Genomic DNA, 16,035 nt, shown 5'->3' with positions numbered 1-16,035 from the left:
TAGGTTGCCTCCGTGACGAAGCCACCGAAGATCCTCTACGACTGCGACACCGGCATCGACGACGCGATGACGCTGCTCTACCTGGCCTCGCTGGTCCAGGCGGGCGAGGCCGAGCTGGCGGCGGTCGGCACCGTCCACGGCAACATCGACCCGATGACCGGGGCGCTGAACACGCTGCGCGTCCTGGAGGCCGCGGGCGGCCCGGTGGTGCCGGTCGCGGTCGGCGCCGCCCGCCCGATGGCGCAGGACGTGCACTACGCGGTGGACTGGCACGGCACCGACGGTCTCGGCGACACCCGTCTCCCCGAGCCCGCGGGACGCCCGACCGCCGAGCCCGCCGCCGCGCAGATCGTCCGGCTGGCCCGCGCGACGCCCGGCGAGCTGACCCTGCTCGCGACCGGCCCGCTGACCAACCTCGGCGCGGCGCTGCTGCTGGACGGCGAGCTGCCGTCGCTGATCCGCGAGGTCGTGGTGATGGGCGGCGCGTTCGACCACCCCGGCAACATCACCACGCACGCCGAGGCGAACATCTGGCACGACCCCGAGGCCGCCGACCTGGTGTTCGCGGCGGACTGGCCGATCGTCCTGGTGCCGCTGGACGCCACCCACCCGACCGCCGTCCACGACGACTGGCTGGACCGGCTGGCCGCGCACGGCACCCCGGTCTCCCGGTTCGCCGCGGACATCCTGGAGTTCTACGCGGACGCCTACACGCCCACCCTGAAGCGCCGGGGCGCCGTCATCCACGACGCCCTCGCCGCGATGCTGATCGTCGACCCGGAGCTCGGAAAGTACGCCCATCGTCCGGTACGGGTGGAGCTGCGGGGCGAGCTGACGCGGGGCACGACCGTGTGGGACGCCCGCTCGCTGCCCGCCGACGACGCCCGCCGTCCGGTGAAGGTGGCCGTGAGCAGCAACGTGGCGAAGTTCCAGGAGCGCCTGCTGTCGGCCCTCATGGCGTTCTGAGCAGGGCGTACGTCCCGCCGGCCTTCCGGTGCCGACGCGCGGGCCACCCGGCGCACCCGGAACGTTCGCTGAAAGCAGCGATATCCGGGTATGCCGGAACCGTTGGCCGACCTTATTGTTGAAGATGTGACCAACGTTCTGGACGACAGCGAGCTGCAGCGGATCCTCGCCGTGATGGCGCACCCCGACGACGTCGACTTCGGCGCGGCGGGGACGGTCGCGGGCTGGACGGACCGCGGCATCGAGGTCGTCTACCTCATGGTCACCGACGGCGACGCGGGCGGCTTCGACGACGGCGTCACCCGCGAGGAGATGGCCGCGCTGCGCCGCGAGGAGCAGCGCGCGGCGGCCAAGTGCGTCGGGGTGAGCGACGTCCGGTTCCTCGGCTACCCGGACGGGCGGGTCGAGGTGAGCTTCGACCTGCGCCGCGACATCTCCCGCGTGATCCGGCAGGTGCGCCCGGACCGGGTGCTGATGCCGAGCCCGGAGCGCAACTACGAGCGGATCTACCCGAGCCACCCCGACCACCGCGCGGTCGGGGCGGCCGCGCTCGACGCCGTCTACCCCGACGCCCGCAACCCCTACGCGTTCCCGGAGCTGCTCTCCGACGAGGGGCTGGAGGCGTGGACGGCGCGCGAGGTGTGGCTGTCCGGCGGCCCCGTCGCCGACCACTACGTGGACATCACCGACCAGTTCGACCGGAAGGTGAACGCGCTGCGGGCGCACGCCAGCCAGACCGGGCACATGGGGGACGGCCTGCCGGAGATGCTGCGCGGCTGGCTCGGAAGCAACGCCGCCGCCGCGGGGCTGCCCGAAGGACACCTTGCCGAGTCGTTCCAGGTCATCGACACCGCCTGAGCCTCGACCCGCGCGAAGGCCCGCCGCGCCGGGCAATGCGGCGCCCTCCCAAAGGCTCACCGAAGCGGTCAGGCCGCTCAAGTCTCGGTCACTTAGCAAATACAACCTCTTACAAGCCGTAATCAGCCTCCGAGCGGGCATGTACCCCTTGTGACAGAACTCGGGGGGTCGTCATGCCGCGTGAGATCGAGGCCACCGCCACATCCGCCGCCGCGCCTGAGGTGATCTTCAAGCACCTGTGCGTGCCTGAGGCCTGGGACGAGTGGGGCGGTTTCTGGACCAGGGTGCGGCGGGAGTCCGCCGGTCAGGAGCACCCGAACGGGCTCGGCGCCGTCCGGTACGTCCGGTCGTGGCGCGAGGAGGTCGTGGCCTGGGATCCGCCGCGGCACTACGGGTACATCGCGCTGGCCGGCCATCCTGAGCGGCGCCTTCGCGCGGACATCACGCTGGAGCCGCACTTCGCGGGCACGCTGATCCGCTGGCGCGGCGAGGTGGACGGCTTCCCTGGCACCGGTCCGCTCACGAGCGCCGTCCTGCGCCGCCGTCTCGACGCCTACGCGCACCGCGTGGCGCGGCACTCCGAGCGCTGCGAGCCGGGCTGCCCGGCCCGCCTGCCGGGCGCCCTCTAGGCGGTGTTTTCGAAGTCCCGGCCCACGTAGCTCGCCTAGCGGCTGTGTTTCCACGTCCCGGCCCACTTCGCTCGCCTAGCGGCTCGCTACGTGACCAGGCCTGGGCGAACGCGGCATCGCTTCGCGATCTGCCCGGTTCCGCTCGCCTCCGGCTTCGCTCCACCGGGCAGGTCACGCGTTCGCGTGCGTGGCCAAGGCCGCTTCGAGACGGGCTCTAGTGCCCCGCCCGTACCTGGGCATCCACGCCGCCCAGGGGGACGCGTACGCCCACAAGGCAGTGCACATGCACGACCAACGGGTCATGCACGGCCAGTAGGTCACGCGGGGCCTTCGGCTCATCGGACGCCCGCCCGGTGGTGAACGCCGGCCGGGTGGTGGGCGACGGCCTGCATGACCCGGGTGGCCATTGTGCTGTTTTAGGCGCTTTATGTCGATTTGGACGTTGGTTTCGGTCGCATGACATTCGGGGGAATCGATGCGGCGTCATCTCATCGTGCTCGCTCTCGTGGCGGGCACCGGGGCGGGTTCGGCCGCCTACTGGTTCAAGGCGGACGGGGAGCCGCGCGCGGGCGTGGTCGTCGCGAGAGCCGGAGAGTCCGCGGCGGCGGGGCGGGAGGTGTCCACGGTCCGGCTGGCGCTCCGCCCGTTCGACTCCGGGGCGCTGCGCCGCTCCGTGCGCACCTATCTCGGGAAACGTCCGGGGAGGGCGGGGGTGATGGTGACGGACCTGCGGACGGGGAGGTCGTTCGGCGAGAACGCGGACGGCCGGTTCGTCACCGCCAGCATCATGAAGGTCGACATCCTGGCGAGCCTCCTTCTGCAGCGGCAGCGCGACGGCCGGGGGCTGACCGGCGCGGAGCGGGCGCTGGCCGGGACGATGATCCGGGAAAGCGACAACGCGGCGGCGAGCGCCCTGTACTCCAGGGCCGGGTACGGCCCCGGTGTCGCCGAGGCGAACAGGGCCTTCGGGTTGAGGCACACCAAGCCGTTCCCCACCTCGTGGGGGTCGTCCCTCACGAGCCCGAGCGACCAGGTGCGCCTGCTGACGAACCTGGTGTCGGACGGCGGCCCGTTGAAGGCGCGCGGCCGCCGGTACGTCCTCGGCCTGATGGGTTCCGTGCTGGACGAGCAGGCGTGGGGCGTCAGCGCGGCGGCGCGTCCGGGAGAGAGGGTGGCGCTGAAGAACGGGTGGGTGCCGCTCCGCTTCCAGGGGCACGGCTGGTCGATCAACAGCATCGGCCGCGTCAGCGGGCACGACCACGACTTCCTCATCGCGGTGTGCAGCGCAGGCAACCCGACGATGGAGACCGGGGTGTCCACCGTCGAACACGTCGCCGACATGGTCGTCGACGGATTGCGCGCGTGACGGCCGCGAGCGGGTTCGGGAAGGGCGCCTGGAGAGGGCCTCTGGCTCGGAGAAACCGGTGCGCGAAGAGGCGGGCGCAAGAAATCGGGAGGACCGGGGAGCCGTGGCTCCGGACCGGGCGGCGGGCCGGCCGCCCAGCGTACGCCGGGAACGTCAGCGGTGCAGGGGCCGGGTGAGCTTCTTGCCGTCGGCGGCGGCCACGGCGACGCAGGTCACGACGCGGTCGCCGGACTTCCACGAGTCGGCCGTCGGGTAGTAGTAGGAGTTCGCGATGCCCCGCGCGGCCGGGTCGCGGTTGATCCGGGCCTGCGTGCGGAGCTTGCAGCCGTTCGAGGCGAGCTGCTGGAGCCGCGCCTCGGGCGGTATCACGAACCCCTTCAGCCGGAAGACGGCCGTCACCTCGCCGTCGTGCGGCCCCGCACAGGGGACGATCTTGACGCTCTCCACCTCGACCGGCTCCTCGGTCGCGGTGCTGGTGGCGCCCGAGTTGTCGTTGATGCAGTCACCGACCTTCATCTTCTTGGCGTCCACCTCCTTGGGCTTGGTCTGGGTGACCTTGGGGGTCGCCCCGGCGCCGCCGGACGAGCCGTCACCGCTCAGCGCGAAGGCGGCGATGCCGCCCACGATCCACAGGCAGGACAGCACGATCCCGGCGATCGCGAGGCCGCGGCCCTTGCCGCCCTTCTTGGAGATCTGGCTGAGGGCGACGGCTCCGAGGACGAGGCCGACGACACCGAGGCATCCGAGGAGGCCGGTCACGAACGCGGCGATCGCCAGCCCGTTGGTCTTCTCGGCGCCGGATCCGTACGGGGAGCCGGGACCGTGGTCGCCCGGCATCGGCGGGGGCGGGGGCGGATAGGGGGCCTGGGGGCCCGGCTGCCCGGGCCCGGGTGGGGGATAGGTCATGACGAGCGACTGTTCCACACCGGAGGGCGGCCGTGATCATGAGGCACGGCCACCGCGGATTACGATTCGCTCACGACTGTAGTGAAAACGTTTACTCCAGGCCCCGCCAGGGAAAGAAGATCGCTCGCTAGACGAGGCGGCGGGCGGCGGCCCAGCGCGACAGCTCGTGCCGGTTCGACAGCTGGAGTTTCCGCAGGACGCTGCTCACGTGCGTCTCCACCGTCTTCACCGAGATGAACAGCTCCTTGGCGATCTCCTTGTAGGCGTAGCCGCGCGCGATCAGCCGCAGCACGTCGCGCTCCCGCTGGGTGATCTGGTCCAGCTCCGGGTCGACCGCCGGGGCGTCCGTGGCGGCGAACGCGTCCAGGACGAACCCGGCGAGGCGCGGCGAGAACACCGCGTCCCCGTCGGCGACCCGGCCGATCGCGTCCGTCAGCTCGGGCCCGGAGATCGTCTTGGTGACGTAGCCGCGCGCCCCGCCCCGGACCACGCCGATCACGTCCTCCGCCGCGTCCGACACCGACAGCGCGAGGAACTTGGACGAGACGGCGCCGTGCAGCCGCCGCAGCACCTCGATCCCGCCGCCGCCGGGCAGGTGGACGTCCAGCAGCACCACGTCCGGCGCCGTCCCGCGGATCACCGCGACCGCCTCGTCGACGTCGCCGGCCTCCCCGACGATCTCGACGCCGCCGCCCAGCTCCGCCTTCACGCCGGTCCGGAACATCTGGTGGTCGTCGACCAGCACGACCCTCTTCAACGCCTCGCTCATGTCAACGTCCCGCCCATGTCCCGCCCCCCGGGTCGTCCCCCGGGAAGCCGCGCTACGACTTCTTGATCTCCAGGCGGACTTCGGTGCCCTCGCCCGGCGCGGTGCGGACGGTGGCCTTGCCGCCGTTGCGCTCCATACGTCCGATGATGGACCCTCGCACGCCCATCCGGTCCTCCGGGACCTGGTCGAGAACGAATCCCTTGCCCCGGTCGCGGACGAAGATCGCGATCTCGTCGCCCTCCACCTCCGCGTACACCGACACCGACGGCGCCTCGGCGTACTTGGCGGCGTTCACCATCGCCTCCCGCGCGGCCTGCAGCGCGGAGCCGAGCCGCTCGTCCAGCGCCGTGTCGCCCACGCAGACGACCTCGATCGGGACGTTGTGGTCGTCCTCGACCTCGCCGGCCGCCTCCCTGATCGCGGCGGCGAACGTCTGGTCGGGATCGGCGCGCGGCTGGTAGAGCCAGGACCGCAGCGTCCGCTCCTGGGAGCGGGCGAGCCGCTGCACCTCGCGGGTGTCGTGCGCGTTCCGCTGGATGAGGGTCAGCGTGTGCAGCACCGAGTCGTGGATGTGCGCGGCCAGCTCGGCGCGCTCCTGGGACCGGATGCGCTCGTGCCGCTCGGCGTCGAGGTCCTGCCAGAGCCGCACGACCCACGGCGTCACGATCACCGCGACGCCGGTGAGGATGATCAGCATGGCGATCACGACGGAGCGCGCCTGGTCGGCCTCCACCTTCTGCGCCACGAAACCGCCGATGCCGCCGACGACGAGGAGCAGGCCGAGCAGGCTGCGCAGCCACCGCTCGCGCAGCGGCAGCGTCCAGCGCTGCCGCTGGTCACGGTCGGCCTGCTGCCACAGGATCGCGGCGCCGACGCCGCCGACGACGAACGGCCACAGCGCCCACCGGACGACCCCCGCCGCGCCCCACGGCAGTGTCGCGAGCCCGAACGCGACGGTCGCGTAGGCGAGAAGCTGGCCCCAGTCCCGGCCGCGCCGCCGCCCGGCCTTCTCGGCCGGGGTCCTCTCCCGGGCGGGGACGAGGATCCAGAACGCGGCATAGGCGGCGACGCCGAGCCCGCTCGCCATCGTGAGCAGGACGCATGCGCCTCGCACGAGGAACACGTCCACGCCGAGGTGCACGGCGAGGCCCCGGCACACCCCGGCGACCAGCCGCCCCTCGGCGGCCCGTTCCAGCCGGGCGGGCCCGAGGGACGTCGCGCCCACCGGTCCCGGTGGCGGCGCGGCCCGTCCCGCCGTCTCCTGGCTCACCGCCGCCCTTCCCTAGGTTCTCCCACGTCATCGATCGTCACACGCCCGGACATGATTCGCATCAGGGACCCACCCCGGACCGGTCTCAGGGTCGGAATCAGGGACGTCCCCTATACCGCGCGCCACGCGCGACAGGCGACCATGGCTGGCATGGGCGAGAAAGAGGACCGGAACGAGGACCTGCGCGGGAGCACCGGCGACGGGCCCGCCGCCGGCGAGCACGACCTCGGCGGGCACGGCCCCGGCGAGCGGGCGGCGGGCGGCTACCGGCGGCTCGCGCGGGATTCCGAGCGGAAGGTGCTCGCCGGCGTGTGCACGGGCCTCGCCCGCTACACCGGCATCGACCCGGTCGTGTTCCGCGTCGGGTTCGCGGTCCTCGCCCTCGCGCACGGGCAGGGGATCTTCCTCTACATCGTGGCGGCGCTGCTGATGCCGGCGAGCCCGGGAGAGTCCTCGCTCGCCGAGCAGTGGCTCAAGCGGTGGTTCGACGGGCAGGCCGTCCTGACGATCCTCGGCGCGCTGCTGTGCGTGGGCGTCGCGTTCAGCCTGTTCGGCGGGGTCCCCACCGACGCCGTCGCGCCGCTGGTGGTGTTCGGTCTGGTGCTGGCGGTCGCGCACTCGCGGGGCGTGGACCTCGTGTCCGTGGCGCGGACCGTCCCCGAACGGATCACCGGGCACGCCCCGGAGCCCGCCGCGACGTGGACGTCGGCGGAGACCGCGTCCACCGCGGGCGTCTCCCTCGGCAAGGACGCGCGCGCCGGCGGGCCCCTCGACGACGGCGGCCCGTCCCGGCCGGGGGCGGGCGGGCTGCCCGAAGGCATGATCGATCTCGCCGCGTACTCGGCCGCCTGGACGGACGCGCCCGGCGCCGCGGCGCCCTCGGGCACCGCGTCCGCGGCGCCCGCCCGGGAGGGGTGCGGCGGCGGGACGTCGCCGGTGGCGGCGATCACGCTGCTCGCGGCCATGGGCGCCGGCGCGGCGCTGATCCCGGTGGCCCGGTCCTACCCCGCCCCGGACTCCTGGCTGATCGTCATGGCGCCCGCGCTCGCCGTCCTCGGGCTCGGCCTCGTCGTCGGCGGCTGGTTCCGGACGCGCGGCCTCGCGGCGGCCGGGACCCTGCTCACCCTCGCCATGCTGACCACCGCGGTCGCGGGCGACGTCCCGCGCAACGCCGAGTACGGGGAGATCGACTGGCGGCCCACCGACACCTCGCAGATCGGCCGGGTGTTCAAGGTGGGCGTCGGCCAGGGCGACCTCGACCTCACCGCCCTGCCGATCGCGGCCGGACAGCGGGTCACGATCAACGCCGAGGTCGGCGTCGGGGGGCTGCAGGTCACGGTGCCGCCCACCGCCCGCGTGCTGGTGGACGCGCGGATCGGGCTCGGCGACGTGCGCGTCGACCACCGGACGACGAGCGGGCCCGCCGCCAGGGTCGTGCGGACCCTGGAGCCGGAGGGCGCGGCCGCCGCGAACCCGCCGGTGATCGTCCTGCGGATCCGCGGGAAGCTCGGAGACGTGGACGTGCACCGTGTCTGAGCGTGGGCAGGCCCGTGGGACGGAACGCGACGAGACGGTTCGAGCGAGTGAGGGCGGGCGGGAAGATGGCCGGTAAGAAGGCGGCGGGCGAGAAGCGGTTCCGGTTCGATCCGGCGGGGCCCGTGACGGGGCTGTTCTTCCTCCTCCTGGCCGGCCTGTTCCTCGCCGACGGCCTGACGGACGGGGACGTCCTGCCCGTCGCGGCGATGGTCCCGGTCGTGCTGATCGGTCTCGGGCTCGTCGGGACCGTCCGGGTCCTGACCCGCTCGCGACGCCGCAACCTGCGCTGACGCAGCGGTCCCCGCGGGCCCGCTGTGACCCGCGCCGCACGGCCCGGGGCTTCCCTCCGCGCGGGGAACGCCAAGTAATGTGACCTCGACGGCAGGTGACGGATCGAGGGCCGATGGCGGGGAAGACCGGGACACCGGAGACGGGGTGCGCGGACGCGCTGCCCGGCTCGCGGTCCGCGCTCGACCCGAACCGCGCCATCAAACCGGGCCGGCACGGGCTCTCCCCGGAGACCGTCGCCGGGATCCAGCGCGAGCGGCTGATCGACGCGTTCGTCCAGGTCGTCTCGGAGCGGGGCTTCGCGCACACGACGATCAGCGGGGTCACCGAGGGCGCGGGCGTCACGAAGAAGACGTTCTACGCGCACTTCTCCGACCTGGACGAATGCTTCCTCGCCGCCTACCAGCGCGGCATGGACATCCTGCTCCGCCGTATGACGGAGGCCTACGAGGCCGCGCCGTCCTGGCCGGACGGGATCCACGCGGGGCTGCGCACGCTGCTGGCCGCCCTCGCTCGGGAACCGCGGTTCGCGCGGGCGTCGCTGGTGGAGGTGAACGCGGCCGGGCAGCAGGTCAGGCAGGCGCGCATCGACAACCTCCTGCGGTTCCGCGTCTTCTTCGCCGACCCGTCCCTGCCGCCCGTCCCGGTCTCGGTGGTGGACGCGATCGTGGGCGGGATCTACAGCGCGATCCACGTCCAGATGGAGACGGGCGAGGCGGAGGAGCTGCCGTCGCTGCTGCCGTCCCTCACCTATTTCGCGCTGCTCCCCCTCGTCGGCCGCGAGGCCGCCTCCCCCTACCTGGCCGGCGACCCCGGCTGACCGGATGCGGCCGGTCGGCGCCGTCTCCCTTGACGTGAAAAACGCACGGGTTTCTATTGGTGTGGATCTTGCGTGGGTCGTCCGGGCCGCCCCGTCCGTCCCGCGCCGACCCCCGGTGCGCGCGCGGCGGGCCTAATCCCCCGGGGCCCGCCGCGCGCTCTCTTTCCCTGGAGGAACCATGCGGCCGGCCGTGCCCGCCCTGCGCCCGTCCCTCACCGCGCCGCACCTGCCGCTTGCCGTGCTGCTCGCCGCCTCGCTGGCCGGCTGCAGCGGTTCGGGCGAGCCCGGGTCCGAGCCGTCGCCGTCCGCGCCGGCGGCGCGGACGGCGCCGCCGGTGCTGAACGGGGTGCGGCCCGGCGCGGAGAAGAAGTCCCAGCTGGACGGCACATGGACGGCGGGCTCCGGCTCGCGGCGCGTGGCCCTCTTCCTCTACCGGGGCGCCGCCGCCCTGAACGCTCCGGGGTTCTGCACCGGCACCGTGGACGCGCAGGGCCGGATCAAGCTGAGCTGCGCGAACGGCTCCCGCGACCGGACCGACGGACGGGCCGCCCTGCGCTCGGGGAAGCTGGTGGTCACGTGGACGGGAGGTCCCAAGGACGTCCTTCGGCGGCGTGCAGGCTGACCGCGAAGGCCGGACCCGGGTTCGTCAGCGCGTGCGTCCCGTCGCGGGGGCCGCCCTGCGGGAGGGCGGGCGCGCCGCCGTGCACCCGGACCCGGTTGGCCCGCAGCGGACGCTCGGTGACGCCGCGCGAGGTGATCACCACCTCCGCCAGCTCGCCCGCGATCAGGGTGCTGACCTGGGCGCGGATGGTCCCGCCGTGGCCGGGCGGCCAGGTGGTCAGCCAGGTCGGGCCGCCCAGCGGGACGTGCACCGGCCCGGTGGCGTCGAACCGGACGAGCCGCCACCACTCGGCGGGGCGTCCGGCGAGGTCGCCGACCCGGGCGGCGAGCTGCCCGACGGTCGCGGGACGGGCGGCGGCCGCGCGGCCGTGCGGGTCGTCCTGGCCGCGCATGGTGAGATCGGGAACCACGGAGAGGTCCACGGGAAGTCCTTCGTACGTGTGCCGGCTGGAAGGGGATCGTCAGCGAGAGCGGCGATCGCCCGATACGGGGATCAGCGACAACACGAAGGACACAGCGCGCTGGCCACGCGGCCCAGGGCCACGGGGCAGTCGGTCTGCGCGCGGTTCGTCACGCACACAAGGAGACACTCGGTAACCGAACCTTGTCAAGCCGATCACCCAGAGTCGACCGGAATCCCCCCGGCGGGGATGCGGCCACCCCCGGCGGGCCCTCGCCCCGCGCGGCGGGCTCAGCGGCTGAGGAACACGTAGACGACCCAGGTGAGCACCAGGGTCACGAGCAATGACCCCAGGCAACCCAGCCGGGAAGAGGCGAAGAAGAACATAGGCGGCCCCTACCCCGGAAACGGCAGAAATCCCCTGCTCAGAGCGCCATGGGCCGCCCCCGGGAACCCCCTTTTCCCCTGACCCGCTCCGCGCTCTCGCCCCCCGACTTGGAACGTTTCCGACAGGCATCGGGAGGCGCCACGGCCTCCCCCGCCGGGGGATCGGGCGCCGGAGGCACGCCTCGGCCGATCGGCCGTCTCCGCTGGTGAACGGCAGAAAACCAGCAAACAAGTGTTTTAGCGCAAAATCCGGAGAAAGTGGGGTTGTTCCCATTACGGTCGGCCCGGAGCCGCGCACGGAACGGCAGGAGGCTCCCGACCGATCGGACAGTCCGACGCTGCGGAGAAGCAACGTGACCCCCCAGACCGAAACAGACATCGCGGAAGCGGATCACATGGACGAGGTGGACGTGAACCCCGGCGTCCACCGGGCCACCGAACCCGACGAGGAGCAGGTCCTGCGGGAGCTGTACGGCGAGCCCGGCACCGACGGGATCTTCCGCGGGCAGGGCGAGACCCTCCTGGACGGCACCGAGCAGGACGGCACCGGGCAGGAGGGCCCGGCATGAGCGCCGCGGGGATGATCGCCGAGGCCCGCAAGTCGCTCGGAATGGCGGGGCGCCCGAACACCATCACCCGGGAGTACGCCTCCAGGCACGGAGACGAGTTCCTCAGCGCGTCCTGGTGCGACATGGCCATCACCTACTGGGCGCGGCACAGCGGCAACGCGAGCGCCGTCCTGCCAGGCGGGGACCGCGCCTACACCGTGTGGCACGCGCAGGACTTCCAGAAGGCCGGACGCTGGCACAGCGGGACGACCGCGAGCGTCAACGCCGCGAAGCCCGGCGACATCGTGTTCTTCGACTGGGGCGCCACCAACAGCATCGGCGCGATCGACCACGTCGGCGTCGTCGAGAAGGTCCTCGGCGGCGGGCGGCTGCAGACGATCGAGGGCAACACGAGCGACTCGGTCAGGCGCCGCGTGAGGAACTCCAGTGTCATCGCTGGTTACGGACGGCCCGCCTACGGCGGGGGCAACTGGACGGAGGACATGGTGAAGAAGCTGCCCGAGCTGAACAAGGGCGACTCCGGGGAGCACGTGGAGACCCTGCAGGGACTGCTCCTGGCGCGCAGCCACCCCGAGGTGAGCATGACCGGGAAGTTCGACGACACGACCGAGACGGCCGTGAAGGCCATGCAGCGGTGGGGCGGCGTCGACGACGACGGGATCGTCGGGCCGAAGACCTGGCCGGTTCTGCTCCGCGTGCACTAGCGGCCATCAGTCCCCCAGACGTCGGTAAATAAGCGACTCTGAGGACTAGTACGGCATTCAACCCCGGCATAGGTTCGGAGGGTCGCCTTCCACGGAGGTGGCCCCGATGACGTGGCCGGATCAGCGCGCTCCTCCCAGGGACGCCTCGCACAGTCCACCCGAGACGTCCCTGGGAGAAACCGCATGCCACGTATCCGTGTGGAGGTCGACGGAGCGACGTACGAAGACGACGTCGAGCCGCGCCTCCTTCTCGTCCACTATCTGCGCGAACGGCTGGGAAAGGTCGGGACCCCGGTCGGGTGCGACACCAGCAACTGCGGAGCCTGCACCGTCCTGATGGACGGGATGAGCGTGAAGAGCTGCTCCGTGCTCGCCGTCCAGGCTGACGGCCTAGACGTGACGACCGTCGAGGGGCTCGGCGTCGACGGCGACACGCACCCGATGCAGCGGGCCTTCCACGAGGAGCACGCGCTGCAGTGCGGTTACTGCACACCCGGCATGATCATGGCGTCGCTCGACCTGCTGAGGGAGAACCCCGACCCGTCCGAGGACGAGGTCCGGGAGGGGCTGGAAGGGAACCTGTGCAGGTGCACCGGTTACCAGAACATCGTCAAGGCCGTGCGGCGGGCGGCGAGCGACATGCGCGAGCCCGGTCGCCAGGAGGTGACGCCGTGACCGTGCAGGAGGTAGGAACCCCGCGCAAGCGGTCGGAGGACGCGCGGCTCATCACGGGCCGGACGCGGTGGACCGACAACATGACGCCGGCGGGGACGCTGCACGTGGCGTTCCTGCGCAGCCCGTTCGCGCACGCCCGGATCACCGGCGTCGACACGGCGCCGGCGAAGGAGCGTCCCGGAGTCGTCGCCGTGTTCAGCGGCCAGGACTTCGCCGCGGAACAGGGTTCGCTGCCCTGCGCGTGGGTCGTGACCGAGGACATGAAGCATCCGGCCCATCCGCCCATGGCGGTGGACGAGGTCCGCTACGTCGGCGAGCCCGTCGCATGCGTCGTGGCCCGCGACAAGGCCGCGGCCATCGACGCCTTGGAAGAGATTGACGTCGACTACGAGCCGCTGTCCGCCGTGGTGGACATGGAGGCGGCCATAGCCGACGGCGCCGATCTGGTGCACGAGGACCTCGGCACGAACAAGTCCTACACGTGGGTGTTCGAGAACGGGGATCTCGACGCCGCGATGCGGGACGCGCCGGTCGTGCTGGAGCGCCGCTACGTCCAGCAGAGGCTCATCCCGACGGCCATGGAGCCCCGGTCGGTGCTGTGCGTCCCCGAGGGGGACGAGTTCACGCTGTACTCGGCCACGCAGATCCCGCACATCCTGCGGTTGATGCTGGCCACGGTCACCGAGATCCCCGAGCACCGGATCCGGGTCGTCGCCCCGGACGTCGGCGGCGGGTTCGGCTCCAAGCTCCAGGTGTACGGGGAGGAGGTGCTCGCGCTGCTGCTCGCCCGCAGGCTCGGCCGTCCGGTCAAGTGGACGGAGACCCGCAGCGAGGGCAACATGACCGTCCACCACGGCCGCGACCAGATCCAGCGGCTCACGCTCGCCGCCGAGCGCGACGGCCGGATCCGCGGCCTGAAGGTCGAACTGCTGGCCGACATGGGCGCGTACCTGATGCTGGTCACTCCCGGCATCCCGCTGCTGGGCGCGTTCATGTTCAACGGCATCTACAAGATGGACGCGCTGTCGTTCACCTGCACGGGGGTCTTCACCACCAAGACGCCCACGGACGCCTACCGGGGCGCGGGCCGCCCAGAGGCCACCTACGCCATCGAGCGGATGATGGACGAGCTGGCCGACGAGCTGGGTGTCGACCCCATCGAGGTACGGCGCCGCAACTGGATCGCGCACGATGAGTTCCCGTACGAGACGATCGCTGGCCTCACCTACGACACCGGCAACTACGAGGCGGCGACCGACAAGGCGCTGGAGCTTTTCCAGTACGACAAGCTCCGCGCGGAGCAGGCGGACCGGCGGGAACGGCGCGATCCCGTGCAGCTGGGCATCGGGGTGTCCACGTTCACGGAGATGTGCGGTCTCGCCCCGTCAAGGGTCCTCGGGTCGCTGTCGTACGGGGCCGGCGGCTGGGAGCACGCGTCGGTGCGGGTGCTGCCGTCCGGCAAGGTCGAGGTGGTCACCGGTTCGTCCCCGCACGGGCAGGGCCACGCGACGGCGTGGGCGCAGATCGCCGCCGACCGGCTCGGCGTACCGTTCGAGGACGTGAAGGTCCTGCACGGCGACACCGCCATCTCGCCCAAGGGAATGGACACCTACGGGTCCCGTTCCCTGGCCGTGGGAGGCGTCGCGCTGTTCTCCGCCTGCGAGAAGGTGGTGGACAAGGCCCGGAAGGTGGCCGCTCATCTGCTGGAGGCGTCCGAGCAGGACCTGGAGTTCTCCGGCGGACGGTTCAGCGTCCGCGGCGTCCAGGAGGAGGGCAAGACGATCCAGGAGGTCGCGCTGGCCGCGTTCGCCGCGCACGACCTGCCGGACGGCATCGAACCGTCCCTGGACTCCGACGCCACGTTCGACCCGGAGAACTTCTCCTTCCCGCACGGCACGCACCTGTGCGCGGCGGAGGTCGACACCGAGACCGGGATGGTGAAGCTCCGCAAGTACGTGGCGGTGGACGACGTGGGCAAGGTCGTCAACCCGCTCATCGTGGAGGGCCAGGTCCACGGCGGGCTCGCGCAGGGCATCGCGCAGGCCCTCTACGAGGAGGCCGTGTACGACGCGGACGGCAACCTGACGACCACGACGATGGCCGACTACCTGGTCCCGTCGGCCGCGGACCTGCCGACGTTCACGACCGACCGCACCGAGACGCCCGCGACGTCCAACCCGATGGGCGTGAAGGGCGTCGGCGAGGCCGGCACGATCGCCTCGACCCCGGCGGTCGTCAACGCGATCGTGGACGCGCTGCGCCCCTATGGCGTGCACGACGTGCCGATGCCGTGCACGCCCGAACGCGTGTGGCGCGCGATGCGCGCGGAGGAGAAGCCGGCGGCCGCGGAACCGGGCGCGGGCGGCGGGCTCGGTTCGGCCGGAGGTGACCAGTGATCCCCGCGACGTTCGACTACGTCCGTCCCGCCTCGGTGGACGACGCCCTCCGGGCGCTGGCCGACGCGGGCGAGGACGCCAAGGTGCTGGCGGGAGGGCAGAGCCTGATGCCGCTGCTGCGGCTGCGGCTCGCCTACCCGGACGCGCTGATCGACCTGGGCGGGCTCGGCGCGCTCCGGGAGATCCGCGACGAGGGCGACTCGCTGCTCATCGGCGCCATGGCCACGCACCACCAGGTGATGCGCGATCCGCTGGTGCGCGAGCACGTCCCGCTGATCGTGCAGGCCACGGAGACCGTCGCCGACCCGGCGGTCCGGCACCGCGGCACCTTCGGCGGGTCGCTCGCCCACGCGGACCCGGCGGGCGACCTGCCCGCCGTCGCGCTCGCGCTGGACGCGGTGCTCCTCGTCCGGTCCGCGCGCGGCGAGCGGGAGATCCCCGCGTCGGAGTTCTTCGTCGACTGGATGACGTCGGCGATGGAACCGGACGAGCTGCTCGTGGGCGTGCGCGTGCCGAAACTGGGTGCGGGCTGGGGCGTGCACTACGAGAAGTTCCACCGGACGGCGCAGGCCTGGGCGATCGTCGGGGTGGCGTGCGCCGTCCACCGCGACGGTGACGGCGTCGAGGAGGCGCGCGTCGCGCTGACCAACATGGGCCCGGCCCCGGTCAGGGCGAGCGCGGTCGAGACCGCCGTCCGAGGGGGGCCGGCGTCGCGGGACGCCTTCCGGACCGCCGCCGCGCAGGCCGCGGCGGGCACGGAGCCGCCCACGGACCTGCACGGGTCGTCGGAGTACCGGGCGCATCTGGCGACGGTGCTGACGGCACGCGCGCTGGCGGCCGCCGCGGGCTGACCCGCACGGCGTGCACACGCGGCC

At 72.5% G+C, this 16,035-nt stretch carries 17 protein-coding genes; 13 read left to right on the top strand and 4 right to left on the bottom strand.

Annotated features, from left to right (window positions below; genetic code table 11):
• Positions 1-12: 12 nt before the first annotated feature.
• The 4 genes from AB0C84_RS13385 (at position 13) to AB0C84_RS13370 (ending at position 3,819) form a co-directional block, all read left to right on the top strand.
• Positions 13-966 (top strand): nucleoside hydrolase, encoded by a 954-nt coding sequence (locus AB0C84_RS13385; RefSeq protein WP_361065001.1) that lies wholly within the window; start codon positions 13-15, stop codon positions 964-966.
• Between the two features lie 174 nt (positions 967-1,140).
• Positions 1,141-1,824, top strand: coding sequence for a PIG-L deacetylase family protein (locus AB0C84_RS13380; protein WP_246397189.1), 684 nt, complete (start codon positions 1,141-1,143; stop codon positions 1,822-1,824).
• A gap of 173 nt (positions 1,825-1,997) precedes the next feature.
• Positions 1,998-2,453 carry an SRPBCC family protein gene (locus tag AB0C84_RS13375; RefSeq protein WP_179846024.1) on the top strand — a complete coding sequence of 152 codons (456 nt, stop codon included), beginning with the start codon at positions 1,998-2,000 and terminating at the stop codon, positions 2,451-2,453.
• A 475-nt stretch (positions 2,454-2,928) separates the two neighbouring features.
• Positions 2,929-3,819 (top strand): serine hydrolase, encoded by an 891-nt coding sequence (locus tag AB0C84_RS13370; protein ID WP_361064997.1) that lies wholly within the window; start codon positions 2,929-2,931, stop codon positions 3,817-3,819.
• Positions 3,820-3,972: 153 nt separating this feature from the next.
• Here the strand turns inward: AB0C84_RS13370 and AB0C84_RS13365 are convergent, their stop codons facing one another.
• The 3 genes from AB0C84_RS13365 to AB0C84_RS13355 form a co-directional block, all read right to left on the bottom strand.
• Positions 3,973-4,725 carry a DUF4190 domain-containing protein gene (locus tag AB0C84_RS13365; RefSeq protein WP_361064994.1) on the bottom strand — a complete coding sequence of 251 codons (753 nt, stop codon included), beginning with the start codon at positions 4,723-4,725 and terminating at the stop codon, positions 3,973-3,975.
• A 127-nt stretch (positions 4,726-4,852) separates the two neighbouring features.
• The gene (locus tag AB0C84_RS13360) at positions 4,853-5,494 is read right to left on the bottom strand and encodes a response regulator transcription factor (protein WP_179846021.1); all 642 of its coding nucleotides are present in this window, start codon (positions 5,492-5,494) and stop codon (positions 4,853-4,855) included.
• 52 nt (positions 5,495-5,546) lie between these two features.
• Positions 5,547-6,689, bottom strand: a complete 1,143-nt coding sequence (locus AB0C84_RS13355) for a PspC domain-containing protein (RefSeq protein ID WP_361065115.1) — start codon at positions 6,687-6,689, stop codon at positions 5,547-5,549.
• A gap of 225 nt (positions 6,690-6,914) precedes the next feature.
• Here AB0C84_RS13355 and AB0C84_RS13350 point away from each other — a divergent pair, with 225 nt between their 5' ends.
• The 4 genes from AB0C84_RS13350 to AB0C84_RS13335 all read left to right on the top strand — a co-directional run bounded on the left by AB0C84_RS13350 (position 6,915) and on the right by AB0C84_RS13335 (position 10,030).
• Positions 6,915-8,300 carry a PspC domain-containing protein gene (locus AB0C84_RS13350; protein ID WP_361064991.1) on the top strand — a complete coding sequence of 462 codons (1,386 nt, stop codon included), beginning with the start codon at positions 6,915-6,917 and terminating at the stop codon, positions 8,298-8,300.
• A gap of 2 nt (positions 8,301-8,302) precedes the next feature.
• Positions 8,303-8,590, top strand: coding sequence for a hypothetical protein (locus AB0C84_RS13345; RefSeq protein WP_361064988.1), 288 nt, complete (start codon positions 8,303-8,305; stop codon positions 8,588-8,590).
• A 113-nt stretch (positions 8,591-8,703) separates the two neighbouring features.
• Positions 8,704-9,408, top strand: coding sequence for a TetR/AcrR family transcriptional regulator (locus tag AB0C84_RS13340; protein ID WP_361064985.1), 705 nt, complete (start codon positions 8,704-8,706; stop codon positions 9,406-9,408).
• 178 nt (positions 9,409-9,586) lie between these two features.
• A complete protein-coding gene (locus AB0C84_RS13335) occupies positions 9,587-10,030 on the top strand; it encodes a hypothetical protein (protein WP_361064982.1) in 444 nt (147 codons plus the stop codon).
• Here AB0C84_RS13335 and AB0C84_RS13330 read toward each other — a convergent pair.
• On the bottom strand, positions 9,981-10,451 hold the full coding sequence (locus tag AB0C84_RS13330; protein ID WP_361064979.1) for a cysteine dioxygenase: 471 nt from the start codon (positions 10,449-10,451) through the stop codon (positions 9,981-9,983). The two genes, AB0C84_RS13335 and AB0C84_RS13330, sit on opposite strands and share 50 nt — an antisense overlap.
• A 718-nt stretch (positions 10,452-11,169) precedes the next feature.
• On the opposite strand from AB0C84_RS13330, the gene AB0C84_RS13325 reads away from it, so the two are divergent.
• The 5 genes from AB0C84_RS13325 (at position 11,170) to AB0C84_RS13305 (ending at position 16,011) form a co-directional block, all read left to right on the top strand.
• Positions 11,170-11,385, top strand: coding sequence for a hypothetical protein (locus AB0C84_RS13325; protein WP_361064976.1), 216 nt, complete (start codon positions 11,170-11,172; stop codon positions 11,383-11,385).
• Positions 11,382-12,089 carry a peptidoglycan-binding protein gene (locus AB0C84_RS13320; protein WP_361064973.1) on the top strand — a complete coding sequence of 236 codons (708 nt, stop codon included), beginning with the start codon at positions 11,382-11,384 and terminating at the stop codon, positions 12,087-12,089. The genes AB0C84_RS13325 and AB0C84_RS13320 overlap by 4 nt, the downstream gene beginning before the upstream one ends.
• Before the next feature lie 183 nt (positions 12,090-12,272).
• Positions 12,273-12,764, top strand: coding sequence for a (2Fe-2S)-binding protein (locus AB0C84_RS13315; protein ID WP_258943845.1), 492 nt, complete (start codon positions 12,273-12,275; stop codon positions 12,762-12,764).
• Positions 12,761-15,160 carry a xanthine dehydrogenase family protein molybdopterin-binding subunit gene (locus AB0C84_RS13310; RefSeq protein WP_361064969.1) on the top strand — a complete coding sequence of 800 codons (2,400 nt, stop codon included), beginning with the start codon at positions 12,761-12,763 and terminating at the stop codon, positions 15,158-15,160. Before AB0C84_RS13315 ends, AB0C84_RS13310 begins: the two co-directional genes overlap by 4 nt.
• Positions 15,157-16,011, top strand: coding sequence for a xanthine dehydrogenase family protein subunit M (locus AB0C84_RS13305; RefSeq protein ID WP_361064966.1), 855 nt, complete (start codon positions 15,157-15,159; stop codon positions 16,009-16,011). The genes AB0C84_RS13310 and AB0C84_RS13305 overlap by 4 nt, the downstream gene beginning before the upstream one ends.
• The last annotated feature ends 24 nt before the right edge of the window (positions 16,012-16,035 follow it).

The organism is Actinomadura sp. NPDC048955 (genome assembly GCF_040649435.1).
Lineage (GTDB): Bacteria > Actinomycetota > Actinomycetes > Streptosporangiales > Streptosporangiaceae > Spirillospora > Spirillospora luteofluorescens.
The sequence above is the reverse complement of the archived record's forward strand: the minus strand, read 5'-3'. Positions and strand labels throughout refer to the sequence as shown.

What these genes read in the sequence shown, in the direction of transcription:
- AB0C84_RS13335 (WP_361064982.1), top strand. Translation starts at nt 9,587, where the DNA reads ATGCGGCCGGCCGTGCCCGCCCTGCGCCCGTCCCTCACCGCGCCGCAC.
- AB0C84_RS13360 (WP_179846021.1), bottom strand. Translation starts at nt 5,494, where the DNA reads ATGAGCGAGGCGTTGAAGAGGGTCGTGCTGGTCGACGACCACCAGATG.
- AB0C84_RS13365 (WP_361064994.1), bottom strand. Translation starts at nt 4,725, where the DNA reads ATGACCTATCCCCCACCCGGGCCCGGGCAGCCGGGCCCCCAGGCCCCC.
- AB0C84_RS13375 (WP_179846024.1), top strand. Translation starts at nt 1,998, where the DNA reads ATGCCGCGTGAGATCGAGGCCACCGCCACATCCGCCGCCGCGCCTGAG.
- AB0C84_RS13340 (WP_361064985.1), top strand. Translation starts at nt 8,704, where the DNA reads ATGGCGGGGAAGACCGGGACACCGGAGACGGGGTGCGCGGACGCGCTG.
- AB0C84_RS13320 (WP_361064973.1), top strand. Translation starts at nt 11,382, where the DNA reads ATGAGCGCCGCGGGGATGATCGCCGAGGCCCGCAAGTCGCTCGGAATG.
- AB0C84_RS13315 (WP_258943845.1), top strand. Translation starts at nt 12,273, where the DNA reads ATGCCACGTATCCGTGTGGAGGTCGACGGAGCGACGTACGAAGACGAC.
- AB0C84_RS13380 (WP_246397189.1), top strand. Translation starts at nt 1,141, where the DNA reads ATGGCGCACCCCGACGACGTCGACTTCGGCGCGGCGGGGACGGTCGCG.
- AB0C84_RS13370 (WP_361064997.1), top strand. Translation starts at nt 2,929, where the DNA reads ATGCGGCGTCATCTCATCGTGCTCGCTCTCGTGGCGGGCACCGGGGCG.
- AB0C84_RS13350 (WP_361064991.1), top strand. Translation starts at nt 6,915, where the DNA reads ATGGGCGAGAAAGAGGACCGGAACGAGGACCTGCGCGGGAGCACCGGC.